This is a genomic window from Microbacterium sp. Root180 (genome assembly GCF_001428485.1).
Classification (GTDB): domain Bacteria; phylum Actinomycetota; class Actinomycetes; order Actinomycetales; family Microbacteriaceae; genus Microbacterium.
In genome coordinates, this window is sequence record NZ_LMHS01000003.1 from 971,896 (window position 1) to 997,807 (window position 25,912).

The window sequence follows — 25,912 nt, forward strand, 5'->3', positions numbered from 1 at the left end:
CGGATCACACCCCCGGGCCGAGGATGAAGTTCCACGTGCCGGCGGCGAGCGCCGCGGCCGTCGCGATGAGGGCGATGGCGAGACCGACGCCGATGAGCGCCCACTCGGCGGCGCCGAACCGTGAAGCGCGCGCCCACGTGCGGCGGCCGGGCGCGCCGAACGCGCGGGCCTCCATCGCCGTCGCGAGCTTCGCCCCGCGCCGCAGCGAGAGCACGAGCAGCGCGAACGCCATGCCGAGGAAGCGGCGCAGGCGTCCGCGATCGGCGATGCCGCGGGCCCGTCGGGCCAGCTCCAGCGACCGCCAGTCGTCGAGGAAGAGCCCCACCATGCGCAAGCCCGCGAGCGCGCCCAGCACGAAGCGCGCCGGCAGCTTCAGCACCTGCCCGAGACCGTCGGCGAGGTCGGTCGGGTCGACGCTCGCGAAGAGCACGACGGAGGGCAGTGCGATCGCGAGCACGCGGATCGTCGTCGCCGCCGCGAGCACGAGGGAGCCCTCGCTGACGGTGACGAACAGCCACTGGACGTAGACCTCGCCGCTCGTGCGTCCGTAGAGCGCGATCGTGAGGCCGGTGAGAGGAGCGAGGGCCCACACGATCCAGGTGCGGGTCCAGAACTCGCGCCACCCCAGACCGGCGAGCGGCATGAGCAGCAGCTCCAGGACCAGAGCGACGGATGCCGACACCACATCGAGCGTGAGCACCAGCGGGATCGTGATGGCGGCGGCCGCGCCGAGCTTCGCGACCGGGTTGACCCGCGACATCCGGCTCGTTCGCGCGTGGGCGTCCAGGAGCGTCACGGAGCCCCTCCCCCCGCCAGCTCGAACCGCTCGGCGTGGAGCGCGGCCACGACGTCGAGGTCATGGGTGACGGCGACGATCGCGGATCCCTCGTCGCGCAGGCGCGCGAGCAGCGCGACGAGTTCCTCCCAGGTGCGGGCGTCCTGTCCGAAGGTGGGCTCATCGAGAACGAGCACGCGCGGGGCCGTCGCGAGCGCCGCCGCCACGGTGAGCCGCCGCTTCTCTCCCCCCGAGAGCGTGAACGGATTCGCGCGAGCGAGCGGGGCGAGGCGGAGCCGCTCGAGCAGCTCGTCGACCCGCGCCGCGATCTCGGCCTCGGCGAGGCCGAGCGCCCGCGGACCCACCTCGAGCTCCTGCCGCACGGTCTTGGCGAGGAGCTGGTGCTCGGGATCCTGGAAGACCGTGCCGATCCGCGTGAGCAGCTGCCGCGACGTCCATCGGATCGGCGTCGCGGCGGCGCCGGCAGCGAGCGCTCCCTCCGCGACGAGGGATCCGGATGCCGGTGCAAGCAGTCCCGCGAGCGTCAGGCCGAGCGTCGACTTGCCGGCGCCGTTGGGTCCGGTCACGGCGAGCGCCGCACCTTCCCGTACCTCGAGGTCGATTCCGGACGCGACGGGGTGTCCGGCGACGCGCTGGACGGCGAGACCCGAGGCCGACAGGAGTGCGGCGCCGGGAGCGTGCGCAGGCGCCGGCGGATGCGCGGGAGGGACGCCGGGCACCCATACGCCGCGAGCCGCCAGCGCCGCACCATGCGCGCCGAGCACGACGTCCGGCGCGCCGTCGGCGAGGACCCCGCCCGCGCCGAGCACGATGACGCGGTCCACCACCGGCAGCCACACCTCGACGCGGTGTTCGACGACCACCAGCGTCGCCGGGTGCGTGTCGAGCAGCGCGGTCACGGCGTCGCGCACCTCGGCCACGCCGTGCGGGTCGAGGTTGGCGGTCGGCTCGTCGAGCAGGACGAGTCCTGGCCGCATCGCGAGCAGGCCCGCGAGGGCGAGGCGCTGCTTCTGACCTCCCGACAGGGCCTTCGTCGCGCGGTCGAGGGGCACGTCGAGGCCCACGGCGTCGAGCGCGGACCGCACCCGCGGCCAGATCTCGCCGCGCGGGACGCCGAGGTTCTCGCAGCCGAAGGCCACGTCATCGCCGACGCGGGCGAGGATGACCTGCGCGTCCGGGTCCTGCAGCACGAGGCCCGCACGCCCGCGGGCCCGCGCGGCCGGAACGCCGTCGAGCAGGAGTTCGCCGGTCTGCTCGCCCTCTTCGTCGCCGCCGAGCACGCCGGCGAGTCCATGGAGCAGGGTCGATTTGCCCGCCCCCGAGGCGCCGAGCAGCAGCACGCGCTCGCCGGGCTCGATGCGGAACGAGGCATCCGACACCGCCCACGCGTGGCGGGACGCGTGACGCCAGCCCCACCCGCGCGCCTCGACGGCGGCGGGCCGGGGCAGGTCGCCGGTCACGCGGTCAGACGCGGGCGCGGGCTTCGCGACCAGACGCGAACCGGTCGAGCGCACCCGTCGCGGCGAGGCCGCGCGCGAGGAGCCAGGAGAGGAGTCCCGCGACGACGGCGCCGGAGATCGACGTGCTCACGAGGTACACGACGACGAACGACAGGTCGGCCCCCGCGTACCAGAGGAGGAGGTTGTTCACCCCTCCGGCCAGCGCGGCGCCGATTCCGGCGAGGATCGCGACGGGCAGCGACCAGCGGCGGTAGAAGAACAGGAGGAAGACCAGTTCGGCGCCGAGTCCCTGGATGAGTCCCGCCTCGAGCGTGAGAAACGCGCCCCACGTGTTGCCGACGAGCGTGAGCGCCGAGACTCCGGCGGCGACGACCTCGGTGAACACGGCCGCTCCCGGCTTGCGGATGATCAGGGCTCCGAGCACGCCGGCGAAGAGCCAGGGGCCGTCGAGCAGGCCCTGCAGGCCCGGCAGCAGCGGCTCGAGCAGGGCGCTCGGCCCGCGGTAGGCGACGTTCCACAGCAGGAAGACGAGACCCGACGCGACACCGATGACGCTGGCGACGACGATGTCGACGACCCGCCAGCGGTAGGGGTGCGGCGCCTTCGAAGGGGGCGCCTCGGTGGACGTGGGGGCGGACGCGGATGCGTGCATCTGAACTCCTCCCTGCGCCGGCATGATCCGGATCAGGTTCGACGGTCGAAGCGTGGGTCGCTTCCTCTCAGCCCGGCTCACCGGACTCCCGTGGTTGTGCGCACGAGTATACGCCGTGACGCGGGGTATCTTGGGCGGGTGACTCCGGATGACGCCCTGACCACGACGCGCCGTGCGCGCCGTGCGGCGGTCGGCGACCCCCCGGTCACGCCGACCGATCCCGAGACTTCCGACGGCGTTCTGACGCTCGATGCCGACGTCGCCGCGGCCGGATCGCGCGGCTCCGTCGCGGCCACCGCGACGGTCGCAGCCGACCTCGCGTCCACGACTCCCCTCGGACTGAGCCCGCGCTCGACAGCCTCCTCCCCGGGGAAGGGCGAGCGCCGCATCGCGCTCGCGTGGGTCGATGAGAACGCCGTCTCGCGGCGCACGGCGCCGATCGGCCTCGACGGCGCATCGGCCGCGTACATCCCCGTCGGGGCCGACCTCCTCGCCGATCCGCCCCGGCGGTCGCTGCTGCGCTCGGGAGTCGTCATCCCCACGCTTGCGATCGCCGGCGTCCTCGGCGCCTACGCCGCCACGACCCTCGCGTGGCCGCTGCACGCCGTCACTCCGACGATCACGGCGGTCGCCGTTCAGCCGGCCGCCGCGCCGACCGCGGCCCCTGCCTGGCCCGCGACGGGAAGCGCCGCGGTGTCGGTGGGCGGCATCGCGGGGACCGTGGCCTCCGGTGCCGATCCCGCCGCGATCGCGAGCATCACGAAGCTCGTGACCGCCCTCGTCGTGCTCGATCAGATGCCGCTCGCCGTCGGCGAGCCGGGGCCGGAGTTCCGCTTCGGATACTGGGACTCGGTGGCGTACTGGGATTACCGTGCGGCGGGCGAATCGGCACTGGACGTGCCGGTCGACGGCGCTCTGACCGAGTATCAGATGCTCGAGGGGATGCTCGTCGGATCGGCCAACAACTACGCCGACCGACTCGCCGACAACCTCTTCCCGTCCGACGCGGTGTTCGCGAGCGCGGCGATGTCGTGGCTGCAGACGCACGGCGTCCCCGGCGTCACGATCGTCGAGCCGACGGGGATGGATCCCGGCAACCGCGCGACGCCGGAGGCCCTGATCGCCCTCGCTCGAAAGGCGATGGCGCACCCCGTCATCGCCGAGATCGTCGGCAAGAAGTCCGTGGAGCTGCCGGGCGCGGGCGTGGTCGAGAACACCAACGGCCTGCTCGCCGACCCCGGCGTCGTCGGCATCAAGACCGGCACGCTCGACGCCTGGAATCTGCTGTCGGCCAAGGACGTGGCCGTCGGCGACACCACGGTGCGCATGTTCGCGTCCGTGCTGGGCCAGCCCGATGATGCGTCGCGCCTCGCGGCGGCGCGCGCCCTGTACACCCAGCTCGAGCAGGAGCTTCAGCTGAAGCCGTCGGTGACGGAGGGCACACTCGCCGGATCCGTCGAGACCGTGTGGGGCGAGGACGTGGCCGTCGTGGCCGGCGAGGACGCCGCGGTCGTGCTCTGGAACGGCGGCGCGCCCACCGCGACCACCGCGTATGCCCTCGGCGACCATCGCGATGAGGGCGACGTCGTCGGCTCGCTCACGCTCACCGGCCCCCTCGACGCGGCGACCGTCGACCTGCGTCTGGCCGAGGCCATCGAGGGTCCGAGCGCGTGGTGGCGCCTCACGCACCCCCTGGAACTGTTCGGCCTGACCGACTGACCCGGCGCTCGCGCGTGTCGGCGACCGGTGGTAGACCGGGCGCATGCCCACCCACAACCAGATCGACCTCATCGAGTTCCCGGCGGCCGACGGCGCAGCCCTCGCCGCTGCCCGCACGTTCTACGAAGACGCGTTCGGCTGGAGCTTCACCGGCTACGGCGAGTACTACGACACGGCCGACAGCGGGGTCGTCGCCGGCATCAACGGCGTCGCGGGCGACGAGCACCATCAGAAGATGCCGCTGACAGTGATCTACGTCACCGATCTCGAGGCGGCGCGCGCCGCGGTCGAGGCATCCGGTGGCGCCATCGTCCACGAGATCTACGGGTTCCCCGGCGGACGGCGATTCCACTTCGCGGACCCGGCCGGCAACGAGCTCGCGGTGTGGTCCGAGGCGGCGCCCTAGGCGAATCGCACGGCGTGCTGCAGCCGCGTCCGCACGTCGAACACCTCGTTGCCGCCGATCGGGCGCACACCCGTGATGCCCCGTCGGAGAACCGTCGACAGCGCGCTCCTCGCGACGACGGCGACGGGGAGGCCACGCACCTTGCCGATCTCATCGATGACCTGCATCACGTCGTCGTCGGGCAGCACGACGATCGCGCCGCTGAAGCGCACGCCCGCCGCGCGCGCCAGTCCGCGCGTGCGGCCGACGAGCGTGCCGATCGGAGCGCCCGCGACGCCGTCCCCGACGAGCTCGCCGCGGCGCATCCGGACGTGGCCGCCGAAGTCCTCCGACAGGACGCCGTACAGGCCGCTCGGCCCGAGCACGATGTGGTCGATCTTCGCGTCGGGGTCGGCGTCACGGCCCGAGGCGTCCACGTCGTGCCAGACCGTGTAGCCCATGCCGAGATCGGCCACGATGCGCGCGGTCGCCTCCTCGGCGAGCGCGTCGGCCAGCAGCCGGCGCAGCTGCTGCGGAGCCGACCGCACCAGCGCGGGGTCGTACGGGTCGTCGAGGACGACGCCGCGGCCGGCCCACTCGCGGATCAGGGTGAGGTAGCGCTCGCGCCGCCATCCGCCGGGATGTCCGTAGGAACGGGCGCGCGGGCGGGTGTCGGTGCGGGCCGCCGGGGCGCGCCACCCCGACCACTCCGGCGCAGCCGCCTCCCCGAAGCCGTGCCCGCGGTCGTAGGCGGCGCGGGCGTCGGCGGTGCCGACGAGCTCCCACGCGCGCTGCACCTGGATGAACACCGCCGCATCTCCGCCGGTGTCAGGATGCGTCTGCCGCAGGCGCAGGCGATAGGCGCGCCGCAGCGCCTCATCATCCACCTCCGGGGCCACCCCCAGCACTTCGTACGCCGACGCGGACAGCGGACTGTCGAACACGCACCCTCCCCCGGCCGCCGCTGCGGCGGATCTCAGGGTATGCCACCCAGCGGTCAGGAGGCGCGAGGCCGTTCGTTGCGCCGGGCGTAGGCGGCGGCGCTGCGGCTGGACAGGGCCAGCAGGAGCAGGATGTCGACCGCGAGCGAGACGAACGTGGTGCCGAGGGTGATCTCCTGGCCCTGCGCCCACCACGCGACGAACGTGCTGCTGATCGTGAGCACCGAGAAGAGCATGACGATCACCCGGGCCCAGTTGCGGCCGAGGTAGACGAACAGCGCGAGCACCAGGTCGACGACGGGGGCGATCGCGGCGATCACCGCGAGGACCATGAGACCGGCGGCGCGCCCCTGCGGCGTCGCTTCGAGCCCCTCGAGGTCGACCTCGGGACTGGCGAGGAGCGTGTCCCACGTCAGTGCGAGGGTGACGATCACGAGGAACCCCGCGACAGCGCTCAGCAGCACCAGCACGGTTCCGGCGACGATGGACGCCGGTCGTCGCATGCCGGGGTCGTACCCCGTCGGAGTGAGGAGCCGGGCAGCGGGCTCGAAGGCGGGACGCTTGCCGGGGCGGGGCGCGGGGGCGCCGGATGCCGTCATCCGTCCACCTCCCCGAGCATGCGCACGTCGACGATCGGCAGGTCGCCGTCCGTCGTGATGCTGTCGCCGCCGCCGTTGCGCGCGTGGTAGCCGGTGGCGAAGTCCACGATGACGTCCACGGAGACGCGCGGATCGGCATCCCGCACCGTCGCGACGATGTGGTCCCGCTCGATGTCGGTCTCGGCGTCGATGCGGTGGGTCACCTGGAGCGTGAACAGCGACAGCCCGACGCTCGTGTCGAACGTGCCCGCCGCCAGCCAGTCGACGCGGCGCCCGCCGGGCAGCAGCCAGCCCTCGGGGCAGCGCCAGCACCTCACGTGGTGCCGCTGCGCGGGGTTGCCGTCGACCTCCTGCTGGTACGCGAAGTCCTGCTGACGCCCGAACAGGTAGAGCGGGCTGACCGGCGCGTCGTGATAGCTGCGTCGTGTGAGCGTCGAGACGACGATCCGCCACGAGGAGGCGAACGTGACCGGATCCGCCTTCGTCCAGCCTGCCGCGCGCAGCGCGCGCTCGATCTGCGGCCCGTCGCCCAGGAAGGCCAGGTTCACCGGATCGCCGAGGAGCCCGTCGCTCGTGCGCGTGCGGCCGATGAAGTAGTCGGGCACGTAGACGGTGGTCAGGATGCGGTGGAGCCTCGGCAGCACGAGATAGGCCAGGAGCACCCAGAAGAGGATCGCGAACGGGATACCCCACCAGCCCACGCGGAACGTCTCCGTGAAGCTGAGGTACGCGAGCCAGATCGCGGCAAGGCCGGCGAACACGAAGAAGAACCAGTCGATCGCGATCCCGATCGAGTAGCTCCTCCGTGCCGTCATGTCATCCCCAGAGCGGAGTGTCGGGCCGGTACGCGAGAGCGGAGGCCGCGACGTCGGCGGGCAGATCGGCGAGCGTCGCCGGCTGCCACTTCGGCGAACGGTCCTTGTCGATCACCTGCGCACGGATGCCTTCGGGGAGGTCGGGCTGAGTGGTCGCGAACCACATCACCAGGCCGTACTCCTGCTCGAGCGCGTCGCGCAGACCGGGAAGCTCGCGCGACCGGCGCACCGATTCGAGAGTGACGGCCAGTCCGGTGGGGGAGAGCTCCTCGAGCAGGTCGGCCGTGGCGGAGGCCTTCGCCTCCGGCCGCGCGCGGAGCCGCTCGATGATCCCGACCACTGTGTCGGCGGCGAAGGCGTCGTCGATCCACTCCCGAGCGCGCTCGAGCTTCGAGCCGTCCGGCGTCTCGTCGAACAGCAGGACGAGTTCCGTGGGGCTGGACGGATCGGCTCGCGTCTCGAGCGCGTCGCGCAGGCCGTCGAGGCGGTCGGACGGCACGAAGTGGTCGGCGAACCCCGCATAGATCGCGTCGGCCGCGTCCATGGCCGCCCCCGTGAGACCGAGGTACTCGCCGAGGCGCCCGGGGGCGTGGGCGAGCAGCCACGTGCCGCCGACGTCGGGCGTGAAGCCGATGCGCGTCTCCGGCATCGCCAGCCGCGAGCGCTCGGTGACGATGCGCACCGCCGCGTGGCCGGCGACGCCGATGCCGCCGCCCATCGTCACACCGTCGGCGAGCGCGACGAAGGTCTTGGGGTACTCGGCGATGCGGGCGTTCAGCGCGTACTCGTCGCGGAAGAATCGTGCGGTCTCGGCGGCGTGCCCGCCCGTGACGCGCTCCGCGAGACCCCGCACATCTCCCCCGGCGCACAGACCACGATCGCCGGCGCCGTCCAGGAGGACGACGTCGACCTCGCTGTCGTCCTCCCACGCATCGAGCGCCGCGTGCAGCTGGTGGATCATGTCGAGATCGAGCGCGTTGATCGCGCGCGGCCGGTTGAGCGTGAGCCGCCCGAGACCGCCACCGGTACGGGCGAGGACGGTGGGCGCGGTGTGGTCGGTCACCCCCGTCACGTTACTCGCGACGACCTGCGCATCCGGCCGGGCGCCCGGCCGCGAGGACGCGCCGGTGGATTATTCCTCACGTCGCGGTTCACTTTCCGCAAAGATATGGGGAATAGCTCCCGACGACGAGAGGTTCGGCATGCCCGAAGGACAAGTGCTGGAGTTCTCAGGTGCGACGAAACGCTTCGGCGGAGTCACCGCGGTCTCGGATTTCACAGCACGCGTCGAACCGGGGATCGTCACCGGGTTCCTCGGACCGAACGGCGCCGGCAAGACGACCTCCCTGCGCATGCTGCTCGGACTGATCCGCCCCTCCGCAGGCACGGCCACGATCGACGGCGTGCGCTACGCGAAGCTGAAGAATCCGCTGCAGACCGTCGGCGCGGTGCTCGAGGCATCCAGCTTCCATCCGGGACGCACGGGCGCAGGCCACCTTGCCGTCTACGCGAAGGCGGCCCGCATCCCGAAGGCGCGCGTCGACGAGGTGCTGGGGCTGGTCGGGCTCGCGGACGCCGCGGGCCGCAAGGTCGGCGGGTACTCGCTCGGCATGCGGCAGCGTCTCGGCCTGGCCTACGCGCTGCTCGGTGATCCGGGCGTGCTCGTCCTCGACGAGCCGACCAACGGACTCGATCCGGAGGGCATCCGGTGGATCCGCGGGTTCCTGCGTCAGCTCGCGCGAGAAGGACGCACGGTGTTCGTCTCGTCGCACCTGCTCGCCGAAGTGCAGCAGACGGTCGACGCGCTGCTGATCATCTCGGCCGGGCGTCTGGTTTTCCAGGGTGGCCTCGAAGAGCTCGCCGACCCCGCCGAGCAGGCCACCGTGGTCGACTCCGCCGACCGTGCCGCTCTCGCCGAGGCGCTGCGCGCGGCCGGCATCCCCTTCGAGGTCCTCCGCTCCGGTCTCACCGTGCGGGGCATCGAACCCGTGGACGTCGGTCTCGCCGCCGCCGCCGCCGGCGTGCCCCTGTCGTCGTTGCACCGGCGCGGGCCCGCGCTCGAGGAGGTCTTCCTCGACCTCGTCAACGGCACCCGCGTGCACGCGAGTGCCTCGGGCACGCTTCCGGAAGACGTGATCCCGGCCATCGAGTCGGGCGCGATCACCGTCGTGGACACGGCGGACGAGCGTCCGGATGCTGCGCCTGAAGCCGCGGGGGACGCCGAAGATTCCGTGACCGACCTCGAGGCGGAAGGCGCGGCCGTGGCCGGTGCCGAGGCGCCGTCGGGCCAGGCCGTGGCCGACGACCTGCCGGATGCCGCGCCCGAGGATGTCGAATCGGTCGCCGAGGAGATCGACGCCGCCGGAATGGGCGCCGCACCCGCCGCGGCCATGGGCGCTGCGGCCGGGATGGCGTGGGCGCAGGCCGACGAGGACCGCGGTGACGCCGAGCAGACGGAGACCGCCGAACAGGCGGAGTGGGCGGAGCCCGCGCAGCCGGCCGAGCCGAGCACGCGCACCGCGTCGTTCGCCGTCGCGAGCACGGGTGTCATCGACGTCATCCCGGTCGGGGACGCGACTCCCGATGCCGAGGACGCCGAGGCTGAAGTCGAGGACGCCGAAGTCGAGGACGTCGAGGTCGAGTCCGTGGCCGATGAGGCTGAGCCGGACGATGTCTCCACCGACGAAGAGTCGTCGGACGACGCCGATCGGTCGTGGGACGAATACGTCAGAACCGACGCGGACGAAGAGGCCGATCGATTCTTCGCGGCTTTCGACCCCACGGGAGAGACCGGCGAGGAGCAGCGCGACGGGGCCGAGGCCGGCGAGGAGCAGCCCGACGGCGCCGAGTCCGGTGGGGAGCCGGACACCGCAGACGCGGGCACCGCAGACGTGGCCACCGCAGACGTGGACGCCGCCGACGCGGAGGACGGCGAGATCGCCGGTTTCGCCGACGGCGGCGGAGCCGAGGAAGGCGGGGAGGAACGGACCGGCGAGGACGCGGCATCCGACTCCCCCGACGGCGAGGACCACCCGCCTCCCCCGTCCGACGAGGGCGAGCACCACGACGACGGCCACCACGACCACGACGGGGGTGAGCACCGATGAGCCTGACCGCGGCGACCCGCTCCGAGACCACCAAGCAGTTCTCCACCGCGATGTGGTGGATCCTCGCGCTCGTGCTGGCGCTCTACGTCGGCTTCACCGCTGCCGTGCTCGGCTTCGTGTTCGCGGCGGCGGCGACCGGCTCACTTCCGGGTGACGCGCCGCCGCTCCCCGAGGACGGCCTGGCCGCAACGCTGTACAGCACCGCGACGGCGGTCGGCTACGTCTTCCCGCTGCTCATCGGAACGCTGATGGTGACATCCGAGTTCCGCCACAAGACGCTGACGCCCACCTTCCTGGCCACTCCCAAACGCGGCCTCGTGCTGTGGGCCAAGGTGTTCGTCGGCGTGCTGCTCGGCGTGCTGTACGGCGTCGTGGGCGTCGCGGCATCCGTCGGCGCCTCGGTCGGATTCCTCGCCGGCTACGACCTCGACACCCAGCTGACCTCACCCGACATCTGGGCGCAGTTCGCGCGGATGCTGCTCGCCTACGTGCTCTGGGTGCTCATCGGCATCGGGGTCGGCGCGCTGGTCCGCAACCAGGTCGGAGCGATCGTCGGCGTGCTCGTCTTCACGCAGTTCCTCGAGCCGGTCGGCCGGGCGGCGGCGGCGTTCGTGGACGGGCTCGCCGAGTACACGCAGTACCTGCCCGGTGCAGCGAGCGACGCGCTCGTGGGAGCGAGCATCTTCGCGACGGGTGTGACGGGCGGCGGGACCGCCACGTCGCTCGAGTGGTGGGCGGGCGGCGCCGTGCTGCTCGGCTACGCCGTCGTGCTGATCGTGCTGGGCCACCTGCTCAGCTGGCGCCGCGACGTGAGCTGACGACGCGCTAGACCGCGGGGGCCGGCGCCGGCGTCTTACGGGTGCGCGTCTTGCGCGCGGCGACGGGCACCGCGCCGGTCTCGGCGGCGATCTCGACGACGTCGGTGGGCTCCTCGGCGACCTCGACCTGCAGGGCCTGCACGAGCGCGAGGCCGTGGCGCGTCGTCAGCACGAGTCGCTGGTACTCGGGGTCGCCCTCGAGGTCGATGACCACCCCCGGCCGATGACGACGGATCACGGCGAAGTCATCGCCGCCCGCCGACTTCCACGTGCCGATCGCGACGATGCCGCGCAGGTGCGTGCCGGGGCTGGGAACGCCGCGGAGCCACGTCCAGGTGTCGTCGGTGAGCTGGACCTTGGTGATGGTCGACCGCTCGACGGCCACATTCCCCTTGCGGAATGCCATGGCGCGCTCGGCTCCCGACAGCACGACCTCGAGCCGCGTCGAATCGAGGAGCAGGGTCACCATGGGACTAGTCTGCCAGCGGCCACCCCCGCCCGCGGGGACATTTGCTCACAGGAGGGCAACGATCGGAAGACCCGGGGCGTCGCGCACGGTGCAAGACTTGACCGGTGACCTTCGTGGCCTCCTCCGTCGTCTCGCCTCCGGAGACCGTCCTCGCGCTCGATCGCGCGGCGGCCGGCGAGCGGCTCGACGCCGCCGACGCGGCGGCGCTGCTGGGCGCGACCGGCGCCGAGTTCGAACGACTGCTGGACCTCGCGGGCGCCACCCGCGACGCCGGGCTGGCGGCATCCGGTCGTCCCGGAGTCCTCACCTACTCGCGCAAGGTGTTCGTGCCGCTGACCACGCTCTGCCGCGACCGCTGCCACTACTGCGTGTTCGTCGACACTCCCGGACAGCTGCTGAAGAAGAACAAGCCCGCGTTCATGTCGTCCGAGCAGGTGCTCGCCGTCGTGCGGCAGGGACGCGCGATGGGCTGCAAGGAAGTGCTGCTCACCCTCGGCGACCGGCCCGAGGACCGCTGGCCGGAGGCCCGCACCTGGCTCGACGAGCACGGCTTCGCGTCGACCCTCGACTACGTGGGCCACATCGCGCGCCTCGTCACGGCCGAGACCGGCATGCTCGCGCACCTGAATCCGGGCGTGATGACGGCGGAGGAGCTGCGGATGCTGCGCCCCACCGCCCCCTCGATGGGGATGATGCTCGAGACGACGTCCCGCCGGCTGTTCGAGGAGCCCGGCCAAGTGCACTTCGGGTCGCCCGACAAGGATCCGGCCGTGCGCGTGGCCGTGATCGAGGATGCCGGACGCGAGCGCGTGCCGTTCACCACGGGCATCCTGGTGGGGATCGGCGAGACCGTGCAGGACCGCGCCGACTCGCTCGTCGCGATCCGCGACGCTCACGAGCGGAACATGGTCGACGGCCCCACCGGCCGGCAGGGGCACGTGCAGGAGGTGATCGTGCAGAACTTCCGCGCGAAGCCGCGCACCGCGATGCAGGGCGCCCCCGACGCCGAGCTGCGCGAGTATGTCGCCGCCGTCGCGGTCGCCCGCCTCGTGATGGGCGCGCGCATGCGCATCCAGGTGCCCCCGAACCTCTCCGACCCCGCCGAGTTCGACCTGCTCGTGCGCGCCGGCGCCGACGACTGGGGCGGCGTCTCGCCCCTCACCGCCGACCACGTCAACCCCGAGCGGCCGTGGCCGCACCTCGACGACCTCGCCGCGCGCACCGCTGAGCTCGGCTACACGCTGCGGGAGCGCCTCACCGCCCACCCCGAGTTCGTCCGCGATCCCGAGATCTGGCTCGACCCCGCCATGCGCGGCCCGGTCGCGGCTCTCGCCGACCCCGAGACCGGGCTCGCGGCTGCGTCCGGTCCCGCCACGGCTGCAGAAATCGAGGGATCCGCCGATCGGAGCGAACCCGGACGCCCGAATCTCCCCGGCATTTCACCGACGGGCGTCGGAAACCGAGGAGAAACGCCGCAGGCGGCGTCCCCGGGGGACTCGAACCCGGCGAATCTCCTCGATTTCCGTCCGCAGACTCGGCGAAACGGCGTCCGGCGGCTGGCCGAGGCGGCCGCATCCGATCCCCTGGGCCTCGACGATGCCGAGTGGGTCGCCCTGCTGGAGGCCACCGGCTCCGACCTCGACGCCGTCACCGCCACCGCCGACGACGTGCGTCGCTACACCGTCGGCGAGGCGGTGAGCCTGGTGGTGAACCGCAACCTCACCTCGAGCGGTCTACGCCAGGCAGCCACGGCCGATCCGGCGACCTTCACGCTCGAGGACGTCTCCGCCATCGCCGCCGACGCGGCCGACCTCGGCGCGACCGAGATCTGCGTGCAGGGACTGCTCCCCGCATCCGGGGACCCGGGCGGCTACCTCGCCATCGCCCGTGCCGTGAAGGCCGCGGCGCCGGGCCTCCACCTCCATGCCTACCGGCCGCAGGATGTGCGCGACCTCGCGGATCGCGGCGGCCTCGGCCTCGGCCTCGATGGTGCGCTCGCCGCGATGCGGGATGCCGGCGTCGACACCGTGCCGGGCACCGGCGTGAAGGTCCTGAGCGAGCGCGTGCGCGCCCTCGTCGCGCCCGGCGACCTCGAGATCGACCGGTGGGTCGAGGGGATGACGGCCGCGCATCGCGCGGGGTTCCGCTCCACCAGCGCCCTCTTCTACGGCCACGTCGAGACGGCCGTCGAGCGCGTCGCGCATCTGCGGGCGCTGCGCGCGATCCAGGACGAGACGCGCGGATTCACCGAGTTCGTGCCGATCCCGCTGCCGGGCCCGTCGGGCGGCGTGCCGCTCGTCGCCGGACGCTCGCCGCTCGACGAGCACCGCGCGATGGTCGCCGTCTCGCGGCTGGCGCTGTCGGGCAGCATCCCGCATGTGCAGATCCCCTGGACGCGCGTCGGGCGCGCGGCATCCGCTGTCCTGCTGCAGTCCGGAGGCGACGACCTCGGCGGCACCCTGCTCGACGGCCGCGTGAAGCCCGAAGCGGGCATCGAGCACGGCCTGGAGTTGCCGGTGACGGATGCCGCGGCCATCGCCGCACGCCTGTTCCGCCCCTTCCGGCTCCGCACGACGGACTATCGCACCCTGCGGACCGCTCCACCCGGAGCGACCACGTGACCTCCGCGACGCGCGTCGAGGTCGCGATCGTCGGGGCCGGATTCGCCGGCATCGGCGTGGCGATCGCCCTGCAGCGCGCCGGGCGCGACGACATCGTCCTGCTCGAGCGCGGGGCATCGGTCGGCGGCACCTGGCGCGACAACACCTACCCCGGCATCGCGTGCGACGTGCCCGCGCATCTGTACGGCTTCGCGACCCATCCGAACCCGGCGTGGTCGGGCACGTTCGCGACCGGCGCGGAGATCCACGCCTACCTCGAGCGCGTCGTCGACGACGAGGGGCTGCGCGACCGTCTGCGCCTGAACGCCCCCGTGCAGAGCGCCGAGTGGGATGCCGCGCGCAGCGTCTGGGTGATCCGCACGGCCCCCGCCCATGCCGGCGAGGCCGGCGAGGTCATCGTCGCGGACGTGCTCGTCCTGGCGTGCGGACGGCTCACCGAGCCGGCGATCCCCCGCATCTCCGGGCTGGAGCACTTCCCGGGGCCGCTGTTCCACTCGGCCCGCTGGGATCACACCGCGCAGCTCGCCGGTGCCCGCGTCGGCGTCGTGGGCACCGGAGCGAGTGCCGTGCAGATCGTTCCCGAGCTGGCCCGCACGGCGGCGCACGTGACCCTGTTCCAGCGCACGCCCGCGTGGATCGTGCCGCGCGGCGGGGAGGCCTACTCCGAGGGCGACCGCGCGCGATTCTTCACCGACCCCGCTTCGCTCGAAGCGCTGCGCGCCGACCTGTACGCCGAGGGCGAGGAGCGCTTCGCCTCGCGCTCGGGCGACTCCGTCGCGGCGGCCGCCGCCGAGGCGGTCGCACGCGCCCACCTCGAACGCCAGGTCCCCGACCCCGCGCTGCGCGTCGCGCTCACTCCCGATTACGCGTTCGGGTGCAAGCGGGTGCTGCTGTCGGACGACTTCTACCCGGCCGTGGCATCGGGCGCCGTATCGCTCGTGTCCTCCGCACTCAGCGCGGTCGACGGCTCGACGCTCGTCGCCTCCGACGGCTCCCGCCACGAGGTGGACGCCCTCGTCCTCGCGACCGGCTTCGCATCGGCGCGTCAGCCCTACGCCGAGCTCGTCGTCGGCGAACAGGGCCGGTCACTCGCCGAGCACTGGTCCGGAGGGATGACGGCGTTCGCCTCGACGGTCGTGTCGGGCTTCCCGAACATGTTCGTGCTCAACGGCCCGAACGCCTCGCTCGGCCACTCCTCGTCGGTGCTCATGATCGAGGAGCAGGCGGGATACGTCGCGCGTGTCCTCGACGGCCGCTCCGGCCGCGTCCTGCGCGTGGACCCCGCAGCCGAGCGCGCATACACCGGCGAGATCGCGCGGGCCGCGGCATCCACCCGGTGGATGACCGGCGGCTGCCGCAACTGGTACGTCGACGATCGGTCGGGGCGGCTGACGCTGCTGTGGCCGGGCACCGTCGACGCCTTCCGCGCGCGGCTCGCCCGGGCCGACGGATCCGAGTTCCTCCCGACCACCGACCGGACGCCTGCCGACCGGCACGGCCCCGACCGCGAACCCGCTCTCGAAGGGAGCTCCGCATGACACTGCCCCTGCGCTTCGGCTACAAGGCCTCGGCCGAGCAGTTCGGCCCGAACGAGCTGCTCGACTACGCCGTGCTCGCCGAGGAGGTCGGCTTCGACTCGGTGTTCGTGTCCGACCACCTGCAGCCGTGGCTGCACGAGGGCGGCCATGCCCCGGCATCCGTTCCGTGGCTCGGCGCGCTCGGCGCGAAGACGTCCCGGGTGCTCATCGGCACGTCGGTGCTCACCCCCACGTTCCGCTACAACCCGACCGTCGTCGCGCAGGACTTCGCCACGCTCGGGGTCATGTACCCGGGGCGCGTGATCCTCGGCGTCGGCACCGGCGAGGCCCTCAACGAGGCGAACCTCGGCATCGCGTGGCCCGATCCGCCCGAGCGGTTCCAGCGGCTCAAGGAGGCGATCGGCCTCATCCGCCGCCTGTGGTCCGAGGACCGGGTGAACTTCGACGGCACCTACTACTCCGCGCGCAACATCACGATCTACGACAAGCTCCCCGAGCCTGTCCCGATCTACATCGGCGCCGCCGGTCCTGCGGCGACCCGCCTCGCCGGCCGCATCGCCGACGGCTTCATCACGACCAGCGGCAAGAAGCGCGAGCTGTACACCGAGACGCTGCTGCCCGCGCTGCACGAGGGCCTCGAGAAGGCCGGGCGCGCGCCCGACGCGATCGACACGCTCATGGAGATCAAGGTCTCGCTCGACACGTCGCTCGAGGCCGCCCAGGAGAAGACGCGCTTCTGGGCGCCGCTCGCGCTCACTCCTGACGAGAAGATGGGTGTCGACGATCCGATCGAGATGCAGCGCCTCGGCGAGGAGCTGCCGATCGAGCGCGCCGCGTCGCGCTTCATCGTGTCGGACGACCCGGACGAGCACGTCGAGCGCATCTCCTGGTACATCGACCTCGGCTTCCGCCACCTGGTCTTCCACGACCCCGGGCACGACCAGGAGGCGTTCCTGCGCCGCTACGGCGACGAGATCCTCCCGCGCCTGCGCGCGAAGTACGGCGCGTGAGCCCGCTCTTCCGCCGACGGGCCCGTGCCACAGCTCAGGACGAATCCGCCGCACCGCCGCACTCGCCCGGAGTGTCGGCGGCACCAGCCACCCCTCGGCCGGAGGGCACGCCGCGCTGGGTCGTCGTCGTGCCGGTGAAGCCGTCGGCTCGCGCGAAGTCCCGTCTCGCGGTGCCCGGCGTGGACCGCGCCGGACTCGCCCGCGCGATCGCGCTCGACACCCTGGCGGCGGCGACGGCGTGCGACCTGGTCGCGCAGGTGGTCGTGGTGACCGACGATCCCGCACTCGCCCGCGATGCGGCGGCCATCCCCGCGCTGCGATTCGTGCCCGAGGGCGACGCATCCGGCCTCGACGCCGCCGTGGCGACCGGGATGACGGCGATCGATCCGGGAGGACGGATGCCGCGCGCGGCGCTGCTCGGAGACCTGCCCTCGCTGCGACCGGCCGACCTCGCGGCGGCGCTGCGTGCCGCGGCATCCGTCGACCGCGGAGTCGTCGCCGACGCGGAGGGCACCGGTTCGACGCTCGTCACGGCCCGCACGGGGGTCGCGTGGGCATCGGCGTTCGGCGACGGATCGCTCGCACGGCACGTCGCCCTCGGCTGCACCGAGCTGCCGATTCCGGATGCCTCGACCCTCCGCCGCGACGTCGACACGGCGGAGCAGCTCGAGGCCGCGCGGGCGCTCGGGCTCGGGCCGCGCACCGTCGCCCTCCTCGGCGGGTAGGCCGGTGGCCGGAGCGGAGGCTCGGGACGTCCCGTCTGCAGGAGATCTCCCGTTGTGCAGGACGATGTCGTGCGCAACCGCCCTGCACAACAGCTGATCTCCTGCAGAACCCATGTCCGCCGAGGGCGGGCTGCGCTCCGGATTCGGCGGGCGGATGCCGCGTCGCAGCCGGCCCGGGTCAGGGGATCCGCCCGGGTCAGGCCGGATGCGGCGGGAATCGTCCTGATCTCGGCCGTTCTCCTGCGCCGGATGACGGCCCCGCTGAGTGAGCGGTCGGGCGCAGCCGCTCAGCCGAGGAGCAGGTAGACGGCTCCGACGATCGTGAAGGCGATCACGAGGCGCTCGAACACGTGCTGCGGCATACGGTCGGCGAGCCGCCGTCCGGCGAACGCGGCCACGACGACGAGGGGCACGAGAACGAGGTCGAGCAGCAGCCCAGGCACCGTGATGATCCCGAGCCCGACCGAGAACGGCACCTTGAAGAGGTTGACGATCGCGAAGAACCAGGCCGCCGTGCCGAGGAACTCCTTGACCGGGAACCGGCGCGCGAGGAAGTACATCGACATCACCGGTCCTGCGGCGTTCGCGACCATCGTGGTGAAGCCGCCAAGAGTGCCGTAGGTCGCCGCGGCGACGCGGTGCGGCCCCGGCGTGGCGACTCCGGAGGCGAAGCGGCGACGCAGGAGCGTGATCGCGATCACCGCGAGCAGGATGACCCCGATCGTGCGCTTGACCCACAGGTCGTCGGCGAACCACAGGAAGACGACCCCCGCGAGCACACCGGCGACCACGGCCGGCGCCAGCCGCGCCAGCGTCTTCCAGTCGGTTTGCCGGCGATACATCGCCACCGCGAACAGGTCGGCAACGATGAGCAGCAGCAGCAGCGTCCCGGTGGACTGCTTCGCAGGGAGCACCGCAGCGAAGATCGCGACGGCGACGGTCCCCGCACCGGGGATCGCGGTCTTCGACAGTCCGACGATGACGGCAGCGACCGCGAGCAGCGCCCACGCGTACCACGCCAGCTCGGGCACGTCAGAGACCCGCGGCGCCCAGCGCGACCTCGGCGATCGCGGCGGAGGCGACAGCATCTGTCATCCACAGGGGTGCGACGAGAGGACGGATGCCGCGCCCCGCCACGTCGGGCGCGACGGCGGCGTCCTCCTCGGCGAGCAGCCATGCGTCGAGCACTCCGCCGCTTCCGCGGGAGCCGTAGTGCGCCGCGACGGCGGACGCCGAGGTCTCGACGCCGATCGCGGTGAGGCACACGTCGGCCATGCCGCGCACGACCTTGCCTCCGATGATCGGCGAGACCCCCACGACCGGGGCGGCCGCGGAGGCGAGGACGTCGCGCAGGCCGGGTACGGCGAGGATCGGGCCGATCGAGACGACGGGATTCGAGGGTGCGATCAGGATGACGTCGGCCGACGCGATCGCCTTGACGACGCCGGGGGCCGCGGAGGCCACCTCGATACCGGGGTTCTCGAACCGCGTCGGGGTGAGACCGGCGCGGTGGCGGGTCCACCACTCCTGGAAGTGCAGGCGCGAGCCGTCCTCGACCACGACGATCGTGTCGACCTCGGCGTCGGTCATCGGCAGCAGGCGCGCGCCCAGCGGCCAGCGGTGCGACATCCGCTCGAGCACCTGCGTCGGGGTGAGACCGTCGCGCAGCCAGCCGGTGCGGGCGAGATGGGTTCCGAGGTCGAGGTCGCCGAGCGTGAACCACGGCCAGCCCGCTCCCCACTGCTGCAGTTCGCGGCCCACGCGCTCGGAGTCACCGGCCCGACCCCAGCCGCGCTCGGCGTCGTTGACGCCCGCGAGCGCGTAGGTGATCGAGTCGACGTCGGGCTGCAGCCGCACGCCGGAGAGCCAGAGGTCGTCGCCCGTGTTGACGACGACGGTGAGCGCGGCCGCCGTGTCGTCGACGCCCCGCCGGCGCAGGGCCTCGCGCACGCCGAGCACGAACTTCGAGCCTCCGACACCGCCGGCGAGCACGACGACGCGGGGCGAGACGCGCACCACCAGATCAGTCCTGACGCGGAAGCGGGAGTGCTCCCGTGCGCGGGGCGAACTCGTCTGCGGCGTGCGGCAGCGAGAATCGCGCCACCGCGTCGATCAGCGCATCGACGGTCTGCGCGTCGGCGATCACGTCGACCGGGAGTCCGGCGCGGCGGGCGTCCTTCGCGGTGCGCGGTCCGATCGCGGCGATCAGGGTGGTGGAGGGCAGGTCGGGGAACTGGCCGTGAACCTGCTCGGCGACCGACCCGCTCGTGACGAGGACCGCGTTGATGCGACCCGATCGCACGTCCTCGGCGATACGGTCCGTCACCGGCACGCCGACCGTGCGGTACGCGACGACGCTGCGGACCCGATGCCCGGCATCGGAGAGCATGCGGGTGAGCACCGGCTTGGCGATCTCACTGCGCAGGGTGAGGATGTCGCGCGGCTCCGGCTCGAGCCCGATCAGCTGCTCGGCCATTCCGGCGGCGGAGTTGTCGTCATCGGGCACGAGATCGACGCGGTAGCCGACGGCGAGGAGTGCCGCCGCCGTCGTCTCGCCGACCGCCGCGATCTTGGTGGATGCCGGGACGATCGCGCGGTAGGCGTAGAGCACGTCGACCGTGGTCGCGCTCGTGACGGTGAGCCAGTCGAAGGCGCCGGCGGCGAGGTCCGCGAGCGACTGCTCGAGGGCGGCCTGGTCGTTCGTCGGCGCGAAATTGATGAGGGGAGCGATCACGGGAGTGGCGCCTTGGCGGCGCAGGCTCGCCGCGACACCGTCACCCCAGGGGCCGCCACGGGGCACAAGGACGCGCCATCCCGCGAGGGGCTTGGCGGGCGTGTGCTGGGAGGCTGTGTTCATGGGTCGACTCTCGTGGTACTCAGCCGGCCGCCCTAGACGTCGAGCAGCCGATGCGCGAATCGAATCGGGCTCGCGCGTCGGCAGCATCCGCACCATTGCACTGCCTCACTCCGAGCATACCCCTCCGTCCGCGCCCCGCGTCGTGCCAGGGTCCTGACGGATGAGCAGTCGGAGTCAGCGGCTGTAGGAGCGGACGAAAGCCCAGACCCCGGCGCCGATCCCTGCGGCCGCCACGACGACAGCCGCCGCCGCGAGGACGGGGTTGCGCTTGGAGAACTTCTGGGCCATGTCGACCGACTCGTCGATCCTGACCGAGAGGCGCCGCGGGATGTTTCCCTTCACCTCGATGGCGGCAAGGGCGGCCTTGAGTTCGGCGCGCGCCTTCTCCACGGGGTCGGTGATGCCGAGGGGCACGGCGGTGCGCGGCACGGGTACGGGCGCGTCAGAGCTCATCGCGCACCTCCTTCACATCCTGGGCGATCGACTGCACGGGGTTCTGGCTCTCGCCGATCTTGCGGAACCGCAGGATGCCGAGCAGCGCCAGGATCGCGGTCACGATCAGCATCGCGAAGAACACGACGAGCGCCGACAGCCACACGGGCCACCAGGACGACAGGCCGGCGATGACGAACGTGCCGAGGACGGGCACCGCCCAGAACAGCACGAAGATGGCGGCGACCATCCACAGCGCCCCCCACCCGCCGTCCTTCGCGGTGCGGGCGACCCACTTCTTCGCCGATTCGATCTCGGCGATGACGAGGTTGCGGACGAGCTCGGGAACCTCGCCGAGCAGCGTCAGAAGGCTGTCGTCCGCGCGGTCGCGGAAGCCACGCGGCGAACTCATGTCACGCTCCGCCGCGCCCGGCGGCCGGCGGGTCGTCGGTCTTCTCGTCGATCAGGTCCTCGACGGCGTCCTTCGCGGCCTTCGCCGTCGTCTTCGCGGCACGGCCCACGTCGTCGGCCTGCTCCTTGCCGGTGTCGAGTGCGGCGTCGAGGCGCTCGCCGGGCGTGCCCTTCGTCGTCGCCGCCTTGGTGACCTTGACGGCCGAGTCCCACAGCGTGCTGGGGAGCGCCATGGCGCTCGACTTGGCGAAGTCCTTGACCTTGCCGACCTGCTCCTGCACCGGGTCGAGGTTCCAGACCTTGAGCCACTGGGTCTTGATCTGCTCGTAGCGCTCGCGACCGGCGCGCGTGCCGAGCACGTAGCCCACGGCAAGTCCGACGACGAGTCCTGCTTTGCCCCTCATGGGGTCTCCTCACGATCGGTGGTGCGCTGATGACAGTCCCAGGGTAGCCCCGTATTCCGATTCCGGCATCCACCCTTGACAACGGGGAGCGAAGCGATGTCAGTCCGGCGCCGAAGACGCCCATAGCGCCGCCCGGCGCACCCTCTCGGCCTCGTCCCGGGCGTCCGCCACGACCTGCGCGAGCCCGCTGCCCGAGAGCCACGCGCCGACGGCGGCGAGGCCGGGGAGCTTCGCGACGGAGGTCCGCACGGCGGTCGCATGATCGTCGTGGCCGCGCGCCGAGGCCGGCCGGGGCAGGTCGAACCCGGCGCGGTGCCAGCCGCGCACGGCGTCGGCGCCGAGCGGCACGCCCAGGAGAGCGGATGCCTCCGCTCGGGCGATCTCGGCAAGGGCGGCGCCGTCCGGCGGCAGGGACGCGGCCGCGGTGCCGTCGTCGTCCAGCTCGCGCCACCGTGACTCGACAGGGGCGGATGGGCGATCGAACGCGACGTTGAGCACGTGCCGGCCCGGCCCGGCCGCCTGCGCGAGCCAGGACCACCGCGCGGTCGCGTGCACGACCCCCGAGGTGCGGATCGGACCCGGAACGGGATAGACCTGGCCCCCGCGCGGCGAGGCATTCAGCGCGGGCGCGTCCACGACGAGGGTGACAACGTCGCGTCGGGGCGAAGCATCCGTCATCACGGTGACGGCGGTGCCGGCGTGCGGGGCGAGAAGCGCGGCGGCGTCCTGCGGGCCGGTGGCGATCACGAGGATGTCGGCCGCGGCGACCACCTCGTGGCCGTCGAGGGCGCGCCATCCGGTGTCGTCGCGTTCGATCCCGGTCACACGTACTCCGGTGGAGACGACCGCCCCGAGCTCGGCGAGCCGGGCGACGAGCGCGTCCACCAGCGGCGCGAGGCCGCCGTCGAGCGACTCGACGCCGCCACCTTCACGTCCGACGAGGAGATCGGCCACGGCGCCGCCGAGCGACCCGGTGCGCGTGAGCGCCGAGCTGAGCCCCGGCGCAGCGGCCGACACGTCGACCCGGTACGGAGAGACGCCGAATCGGCCGAGGCTGAGCGGCGCGACCATCCGCTCGAGCACGGCGTCGCCCATGCGCGAGCGCACCAGGCGTCCGAGGTTGAGCTCCTTGCCGATCGTGAGCGGGGGGCGCAGACGGTCGAGGTACGCGCGCCACGCCCCGCTCCAGCCGATGAACGGCCGGACGGACTCGTCCCACGGGTTCGCCGGGATGCCGAGCACGGACTCCCGGGGCACGGGCGCCGCCGCCCCCTTCGCGAGGCCGGCGATCCACGTGCGATCGTCGACCGGCGTCACGACCCGGTCGCCCAGCCCGAGCTCGTCGACGAGCTCGCGCACCACCCCGCCCGCCGTCCAGCACGAAGCACCGACGTCGACGCGGATCCCGGCGACCTCGGCCGTCGCGATCGTGCCCCCCAACGCATCGGACGCCTCGAGCACGGTCACCGGCATCCCGACCTTCGCGCACTCCCACGCGGCGACGAGTCCGGCGATGCCGCCGCCCACGACCACCACCCGCGTCTCGCGCGCGTGCGTCATCAGCTCGTCGAAGGGCTCGGGGGCAGCGGGCATGCTGACATCCTCGCATCCGGACGCTGCGGGAACCGGGTCGCACCGGCTGCGGGACCAGTGCGAGACTGGCGTCATGACGCTCCACATCACGGGGGACGAGACCGCCGACCGTCTGCTCACCGACGACCCGCTCGCCCTGCTGATCGGCATGCTGCTCGACCAGCAGGTCGCCATGGAGACCGCGTTCGCGGGTCCGCTCAAGATCGCGGAGCGCGCAGGGACGCTGGATGCCGCGGCCCTCGCGACGTTCGACCCCGAAGCCTTCACCGAGCTGTTCAAGGCCACCCCCGCCGTCCACCGATTCCCCGGCTCCATGGCCGCACGCGTGCAGGCTCTGTGCACGGCGGTCGAGCAGGACTGGGGAGGGAACGCGTCGGCGATCTGGACGCAGGGCGATCCCGACGGCGCCGCCGTCCTGGCGCGCCTGAAGAAGCTCCCTGGCTTCGGCGAGCAGAAGGCGAAGATCTTCCTCGCCCTGCTCGGCAAGCAGTACGGCTACGACGGCACGGGCTGGCGCGAGGCATCCGCCCCCTACGGCGAAGACGGCAGCTTCCGCAGCGTCGCCGACATCGTGTCGACGGACTCGCTGACGAAGGTGCGCGAGCACAAGCGGGCGATGAAAGCGGCGGCCAAGAGCGGCGGCGGAGGCGTCTGATGAAGAAGACGGGCGGCAGCGTCGCCACCTTCATCGCCGGGGTCACCCCCGCCAAGCGTCGCCGCGACGCCGAGACGATGGTAGCGCTGATGCAGGAGGTGACCGGGCGCGAACCCGAGCTGTGGGGGACGATCGTCGGGTTCGGGGCGTGTCACTACCGGTATCCGACGGGCACCGAGGGCGATGTGCCGATCGCCGCGTTCGCCCCCCGCAAGCAGGCGACGACCGTCTACCTCCTCGATGCGGGCGCGCACGACCTCGACGCCCTCGGACCGCACACGACCGGCGCCGGATGCCTCTATCTCAAGGACCTCGAGTCCATCGACACCGACATCCTGCGCGGCGTGATCGCGACGGACTACCGGCGCGTGCTCGACGGCGACACCGGCGACGCGACCTACACGGTCACCGATTGATCTGACCGGCCGGGCCCCGTCAGGCCCCGCGCAGGCGCTCCGCGAGGTAGGCGTGGAGGGTCTCGAGCGGCACGCGCTCCTGGCTCATCGTGTCGCGATCACGCACGGTGACGGCGCGGTCCTCGAGCGAGTCGAAGTCCACGGTGACGCAGAAGGGCGTGCCGATCTCGTCCTGCCGGCGGTAGCGGCGGCCGATCGCGCCGGCGTCGTCGAAGTCGACGTTCCACTCGCCGCGAAGGTCCTCGGCCACCTCGCGCGCGATGGGCGAGAGCTGCTCGTTGCGCGACAGCGGCAGGATCGCGGCCTTGACCGGCGCCAGGCGCGGGTCGAGCTTGAGGACGGTGCGGGTGTCGGTGCCGCCCTTCGCGTTCGGCGCCTCCTCCTCGTGATACGCGTCGACGAGGAAGGCCATCATCGCGCGCGTGAGTCCGAACGAGGGCTCGATCACGTAGGGGGTGTACTTTTCCCCCGAGGCCTGGTCGAAGAAGGTCAGCGATTGACCCGACGCCTCGGTGTGGCTGCTGAGGTCGTAGTCCGTGCGGTTCGCGACGCCCATGAGCTCGCCCCACTCCTTGCCCGCGAAGCCGAAGCGGTACTCGACGTCGATGGTGCCGGCCGAATAGTGGGCGCGGTCGTCCTCGGGCACGTCGAACCGCCGCATGTTCGCGGGATCGATGCCGAGATCGATGAACCAGTTCCAGCACGCCTCGACCCAGTGGTCGAACCACTCGCCGGCGTCGGCGGGCGGGGTGAAGAACTCGATCTCCATCTGCTCGAACTCGCGGGTGCGGAAGATGAAGTTTCCCGGCGTGATCTCGTTGCGGAACGCCTTGCCGACCTGGCCGATGCCGAACGGCGGCTTCTTGCGGCTCGCGGTGAGCACGTTCGAGAAGTTCACGAAGATGCCCTGTGCGGTCTCGGGGCGCAGGAAGTGCAGGCCCGACTCGTCGTCGACGACGCCGAGGTAGGTCTTCACCAGGCCGGAGAACGCCTTGGGCTCGGTGTACTGGCCCTTGGTGCCGCAGTTCGGGCACGGGACGTCGGCGAGGCCGTTCTCGGCCTTGCGGCCCTTGCGCGCTTCAAAGTCCTCGATCAGGTTGTCGGCGCGGAACCGCTTGTGGCACTGCAGGCACTCCACCAGCGGGTCGGTGAACGTGGCGACGTGACCGGATGCCTCCCACACGCGCTTGGGCAGGATGATCGACGAGTCGAGTCCGACCATGTCGCCGCGGCCACGCACGAACGTCTGCCACCACTGACGGCGGATGTTCTCCTTGAGCTCGGTGCCGAGCGGTCCGTAATCCCACGCAGAACGGGATCCGCCGTAGATCTCACCGGCCTGGAACACGAACCCGCGGTGACGGGCGAGGGCGATGACTTTGTCGAGGCGGGACTGCTCGGCCACGGTGGCTCCAATGGTCGGGAGAGGGGAAGTGCGAAGTCGCTGCACCGCAGAGCGCGGCATCGTCGATTCTAGTCGCCCGACCCG

At 72.3% G+C, this 25,912-nt stretch carries 26 protein-coding genes and 1 riboswitch; of the genes, 10 read left to right on the plus strand and 16 right to left on the minus strand.

Annotation, left to right across the window (positions count from 1 at the left end; translation table 11 throughout):
* Positions 1 to 4: 4 nt before the first annotated feature.
* The 3 genes from ASD93_RS12000 to ASD93_RS12010 all read right to left on the minus strand — a co-directional run bounded on the left by ASD93_RS12000 (position 5) and on the right by ASD93_RS12010 (position 2,908).
* Complete coding sequence (locus ASD93_RS12000; protein ID WP_056122755.1) at positions 5 to 796, minus strand: energy-coupling factor transporter transmembrane component T family protein; 792 nt, start codon at positions 794 to 796, stop codon at positions 5 to 7.
* Positions 793 to 2,256 (minus strand): ABC transporter ATP-binding protein, encoded by a 1,464-nt coding sequence (locus ASD93_RS12005; RefSeq protein WP_235566948.1) that lies wholly within the window; start codon positions 2,254 to 2,256, stop codon positions 793 to 795. Before ASD93_RS12005 ends, ASD93_RS12000 begins: the two co-directional genes overlap by 4 nt.
* A gap of 4 nt (positions 2,257 to 2,260) precedes the next feature.
* The gene (locus ASD93_RS12010; protein ID WP_056122760.1) at positions 2,261 to 2,908 is read right to left on the minus strand and encodes an ECF transporter S component; all 648 of its coding nucleotides are present in this window, start codon (positions 2,906 to 2,908) and stop codon (positions 2,261 to 2,263) included.
* A riboswitch (TPP riboswitch) is annotated at positions 2,899 to 3,010 on the minus strand. (Overlaps the previous gene by 10 nt.)
* Before the next feature lie 36 nt (positions 3,011 to 3,046).
* Here ASD93_RS12010 and ASD93_RS12015 point away from each other — a divergent pair.
* Both ASD93_RS12015 and ASD93_RS12020 read left to right on the plus strand, forming a co-directional pair.
* Positions 3,047 to 4,627, plus strand: a complete 1,581-nt coding sequence (locus tag ASD93_RS12015) for a D-alanyl-D-alanine carboxypeptidase family protein (RefSeq protein WP_056122762.1) — start codon at positions 3,047 to 3,049, stop codon at positions 4,625 to 4,627.
* A gap of 43 nt (positions 4,628 to 4,670) precedes the next feature.
* Positions 4,671 to 5,033, plus strand: a complete 363-nt coding sequence (locus ASD93_RS12020; protein ID WP_056122765.1) for a VOC family protein — start codon at positions 4,671 to 4,673, stop codon at positions 5,031 to 5,033.
* Here ASD93_RS12020 and ASD93_RS12025 read toward each other — a convergent pair.
* Genes ASD93_RS12025 through ASD93_RS12040 form a run of 4 tightly spaced genes read right to left on the minus strand, consistent with a single transcriptional unit; the run spans position 5,030 to position 8,430 of the window.
* Positions 5,030 to 5,956, minus strand: coding sequence for a nuclease-related domain-containing protein (locus tag ASD93_RS12025; protein ID WP_056122768.1), 927 nt, complete (start codon positions 5,954 to 5,956; stop codon positions 5,030 to 5,032). The genes ASD93_RS12020 and ASD93_RS12025 overlap by 4 nt on opposite strands.
* A gap of 53 nt (positions 5,957 to 6,009) precedes the next feature.
* Positions 6,010 to 6,552 carry a hypothetical protein gene (locus ASD93_RS12030; RefSeq protein ID WP_056122773.1) on the minus strand — a complete coding sequence of 181 codons (543 nt, stop codon included), beginning with the start codon at positions 6,550 to 6,552 and terminating at the stop codon, positions 6,010 to 6,012.
* Entirely contained in the window at positions 6,549 to 7,367 is an 819-nt protein-coding gene (locus tag ASD93_RS12035) for an LssY C-terminal domain-containing protein (RefSeq protein WP_056122776.1), read from the minus strand. The genes ASD93_RS12030 and ASD93_RS12035 overlap by 4 nt, the downstream gene beginning before the upstream one ends.
* A 1-nt stretch (position 7,368) precedes the next feature.
* Entirely contained in the window at positions 7,369 to 8,430 is a 1,062-nt protein-coding gene (locus ASD93_RS12040; RefSeq protein WP_056122779.1) for an enoyl-CoA hydratase/isomerase family protein, read from the minus strand.
* Between the two features lie 139 nt (positions 8,431 to 8,569).
* On the opposite strand from ASD93_RS12040, the gene ASD93_RS15765 reads away from it, so the two are divergent.
* Both ASD93_RS15765 and ASD93_RS12050 read left to right on the plus strand, forming a co-directional pair.
* Positions 8,570 to 10,474 (plus strand): ABC transporter ATP-binding protein, encoded by a 1,905-nt coding sequence (locus tag ASD93_RS15765; RefSeq protein WP_157536943.1) that lies wholly within the window; start codon positions 8,570 to 8,572, stop codon positions 10,472 to 10,474.
* Positions 10,471 to 11,292, plus strand: coding sequence for an ABC transporter permease (locus tag ASD93_RS12050; protein WP_056122782.1), 822 nt, complete (start codon positions 10,471 to 10,473; stop codon positions 11,290 to 11,292). The genes ASD93_RS15765 and ASD93_RS12050 overlap by 4 nt, the downstream gene beginning before the upstream one ends.
* Positions 11,293 to 11,299: 7 nt before the next feature.
* Here ASD93_RS12050 and ASD93_RS12055 read toward each other — a convergent pair whose 3' ends face one another.
* The gene (locus ASD93_RS12055; RefSeq protein ID WP_056122784.1) at positions 11,300 to 11,761 is read right to left on the minus strand and encodes a hypothetical protein; all 462 of its coding nucleotides are present in this window, start codon (positions 11,759 to 11,761) and stop codon (positions 11,300 to 11,302) included.
* Positions 11,762 to 11,865: 104 nt separating this feature from the next.
* Between ASD93_RS12055 and cofG the strand changes: the two genes are divergently transcribed.
* Genes cofG through cofC form a run of 4 tightly spaced genes read left to right on the plus strand, consistent with a single transcriptional unit; the run spans position 11,866 to position 17,655 of the window.
* Positions 11,866 to 14,382 (plus strand): 7,8-didemethyl-8-hydroxy-5-deazariboflavin synthase CofG, encoded by a 2,517-nt coding sequence (gene cofG, locus ASD93_RS12060; RefSeq protein ID WP_056122787.1) that lies wholly within the window; start codon positions 11,866 to 11,868, stop codon positions 14,380 to 14,382.
* Positions 14,379 to 15,920 carry a flavin-containing monooxygenase gene (locus ASD93_RS12065; RefSeq protein ID WP_056122790.1) on the plus strand — a complete coding sequence of 514 codons (1,542 nt, stop codon included), beginning with the start codon at positions 14,379 to 14,381 and terminating at the stop codon, positions 15,918 to 15,920. The genes cofG and ASD93_RS12065 overlap by 4 nt, the downstream gene beginning before the upstream one ends.
* On the plus strand, positions 15,917 to 16,930 hold the full coding sequence (fgd, locus tag ASD93_RS12070; RefSeq protein ID WP_056122793.1) for a glucose-6-phosphate dehydrogenase (coenzyme-F420): 1,014 nt from the start codon (positions 15,917 to 15,919) through the stop codon (positions 16,928 to 16,930). Before ASD93_RS12065 ends, fgd begins: the two co-directional genes overlap by 4 nt.
* Complete coding sequence (cofC, locus tag ASD93_RS12075; RefSeq protein WP_082569307.1) at positions 16,927 to 17,655, plus strand: 2-phospho-L-lactate guanylyltransferase; 729 nt, start codon at positions 16,927 to 16,929, stop codon at positions 17,653 to 17,655. Before fgd ends, cofC begins: the two co-directional genes overlap by 4 nt.
* Before the next feature lie 287 nt (positions 17,656 to 17,942).
* Here the strand turns inward: cofC and ASD93_RS12080 are convergent, their stop codons facing one another.
* The 7 genes from ASD93_RS12080 to ASD93_RS12110 all read right to left on the minus strand — a co-directional run bounded on the left by ASD93_RS12080 (position 17,943) and on the right by ASD93_RS12110 (position 23,352).
* Positions 17,943 to 18,686, minus strand: a complete 744-nt coding sequence (locus tag ASD93_RS12080) for a sulfite exporter TauE/SafE family protein (protein ID WP_235566949.1) — start codon at positions 18,684 to 18,686, stop codon at positions 17,943 to 17,945.
* A gap of 1 nt (position 18,687) precedes the next feature.
* Complete coding sequence (cofD, locus tag ASD93_RS12085) at positions 18,688 to 19,674, minus strand: 2-phospho-L-lactate transferase (protein WP_414843704.1); 987 nt, start codon at positions 19,672 to 19,674, stop codon at positions 18,688 to 18,690.
* A 4-nt stretch (positions 19,675 to 19,678) separates the two neighbouring features.
* Positions 19,679 to 20,512: a uroporphyrinogen-III synthase gene (locus ASD93_RS12090; RefSeq protein WP_056122799.1), complete on the minus strand. Its 834-nt coding sequence runs from the start codon at positions 20,510 to 20,512 to the stop codon at positions 19,679 to 19,681.
* A gap of 174 nt (positions 20,513 to 20,686) precedes the next feature.
* On the minus strand, positions 20,687 to 20,965 hold the full coding sequence (locus tag ASD93_RS12095) for a hypothetical protein (protein ID WP_056122802.1): 279 nt from the start codon (positions 20,963 to 20,965) through the stop codon (positions 20,687 to 20,689).
* Positions 20,955 to 21,356 (minus strand): phage holin family protein, encoded by a 402-nt coding sequence (locus ASD93_RS12100; protein WP_056122805.1) that lies wholly within the window; start codon positions 21,354 to 21,356, stop codon positions 20,955 to 20,957. Before ASD93_RS12100 ends, ASD93_RS12095 begins: the two co-directional genes overlap by 11 nt.
* A gap of 1 nt (position 21,357) precedes the next feature.
* The gene (locus ASD93_RS12105) at positions 21,358 to 21,759 is read right to left on the minus strand and encodes a hypothetical protein (RefSeq protein ID WP_056122808.1); all 402 of its coding nucleotides are present in this window, start codon (positions 21,757 to 21,759) and stop codon (positions 21,358 to 21,360) included.
* Between the two features lie 99 nt (positions 21,760 to 21,858).
* Positions 21,859 to 23,352 (minus strand): protoporphyrinogen/coproporphyrinogen oxidase, encoded by a 1,494-nt coding sequence (locus ASD93_RS12110; RefSeq protein ID WP_056122810.1) that lies wholly within the window; start codon positions 23,350 to 23,352, stop codon positions 21,859 to 21,861.
* A 73-nt stretch (positions 23,353 to 23,425) separates the two neighbouring features.
* Between ASD93_RS12110 and ASD93_RS12115 the strand changes: the two genes are divergently transcribed.
* Both ASD93_RS12115 and ASD93_RS12120 read left to right on the plus strand, forming a co-directional pair.
* Positions 23,426 to 24,007: an HhH-GPD-type base excision DNA repair protein gene (locus ASD93_RS12115; protein ID WP_056124468.1), complete on the plus strand. Its 582-nt coding sequence runs from the start codon at positions 23,426 to 23,428 to the stop codon at positions 24,005 to 24,007.
* On the plus strand, positions 24,007 to 24,423 hold the full coding sequence (locus ASD93_RS12120; RefSeq protein ID WP_056122813.1) for a DUF1801 domain-containing protein: 417 nt from the start codon (positions 24,007 to 24,009) through the stop codon (positions 24,421 to 24,423). Before ASD93_RS12115 ends, ASD93_RS12120 begins: the two co-directional genes overlap by 1 nt.
* Before the next feature lie 19 nt (positions 24,424 to 24,442).
* On the opposite strand, the gene ASD93_RS12125 is transcribed toward ASD93_RS12120, so the two are convergent.
* On the minus strand, positions 24,443 to 25,828 hold the full coding sequence (locus ASD93_RS12125) for a glycine--tRNA ligase (protein ID WP_056122817.1): 1,386 nt from the start codon (positions 25,826 to 25,828) through the stop codon (positions 24,443 to 24,445).
* Positions 25,829 to 25,912: the final 84 nt, after the last annotated feature.

Excerpts from the sequence above, each read along its gene's own strand:
- ASD93_RS12010 (WP_056122760.1), bottom strand. The coding sequence starts at position 2,908 with ATGCACGCATCCGCGTCCGCCCCCACGTCCACCGAGGCGCCCCCTTCG.
- ASD93_RS12020 (WP_056122765.1), top strand. The coding sequence starts at position 4,671 with ATGCCCACCCACAACCAGATCGACCTCATCGAGTTCCCGGCGGCCGAC.
- ASD93_RS12030 (WP_056122773.1), bottom strand. The coding sequence starts at position 6,552 with ATGACGGCATCCGGCGCCCCCGCGCCCCGCCCCGGCAAGCGTCCCGCC.
- ASD93_RS12035 (WP_056122776.1), bottom strand. The coding sequence starts at position 7,367 with ATGACGGCACGGAGGAGCTACTCGATCGGGATCGCGATCGACTGGTTC.
- ASD93_RS15765 (WP_157536943.1), top strand. The coding sequence starts at position 8,570 with ATGCCCGAAGGACAAGTGCTGGAGTTCTCAGGTGCGACGAAACGCTTC.
- ASD93_RS12050 (WP_056122782.1), top strand. The coding sequence starts at position 10,471 with ATGAGCCTGACCGCGGCGACCCGCTCCGAGACCACCAAGCAGTTCTCC.
- ASD93_RS12055 (WP_056122784.1), bottom strand. The coding sequence starts at position 11,761 with ATGGTGACCCTGCTCCTCGATTCGACGCGGCTCGAGGTCGTGCTGTCG.
- fgd (WP_056122793.1), top strand. The coding sequence starts at position 15,917 with ATGACACTGCCCCTGCGCTTCGGCTACAAGGCCTCGGCCGAGCAGTTC.
- ASD93_RS12090 (WP_056122799.1), bottom strand. The coding sequence starts at position 20,512 with ATGAACACAGCCTCCCAGCACACGCCCGCCAAGCCCCTCGCGGGATGG.
- ASD93_RS12095 (WP_056122802.1), bottom strand. The coding sequence starts at position 20,965 with ATGAGCTCTGACGCGCCCGTACCCGTGCCGCGCACCGCCGTGCCCCTC.
- ASD93_RS12100 (WP_056122805.1), bottom strand. The coding sequence starts at position 21,356 with ATGAGTTCGCCGCGTGGCTTCCGCGACCGCGCGGACGACAGCCTTCTG.
- ASD93_RS12105 (WP_056122808.1), bottom strand. The coding sequence starts at position 21,759 with ATGAGGGGCAAAGCAGGACTCGTCGTCGGACTTGCCGTGGGCTACGTG.
- ASD93_RS12110 (WP_056122810.1), bottom strand. The coding sequence starts at position 23,352 with ATGCCCGCTGCCCCCGAGCCCTTCGACGAGCTGATGACGCACGCGCGC.
- ASD93_RS12115 (WP_056124468.1), top strand. The coding sequence starts at position 23,426 with ATGACGCTCCACATCACGGGGGACGAGACCGCCGACCGTCTGCTCACC.
- ASD93_RS12120 (WP_056122813.1), top strand. The coding sequence starts at position 24,007 with ATGAAGAAGACGGGCGGCAGCGTCGCCACCTTCATCGCCGGGGTCACC.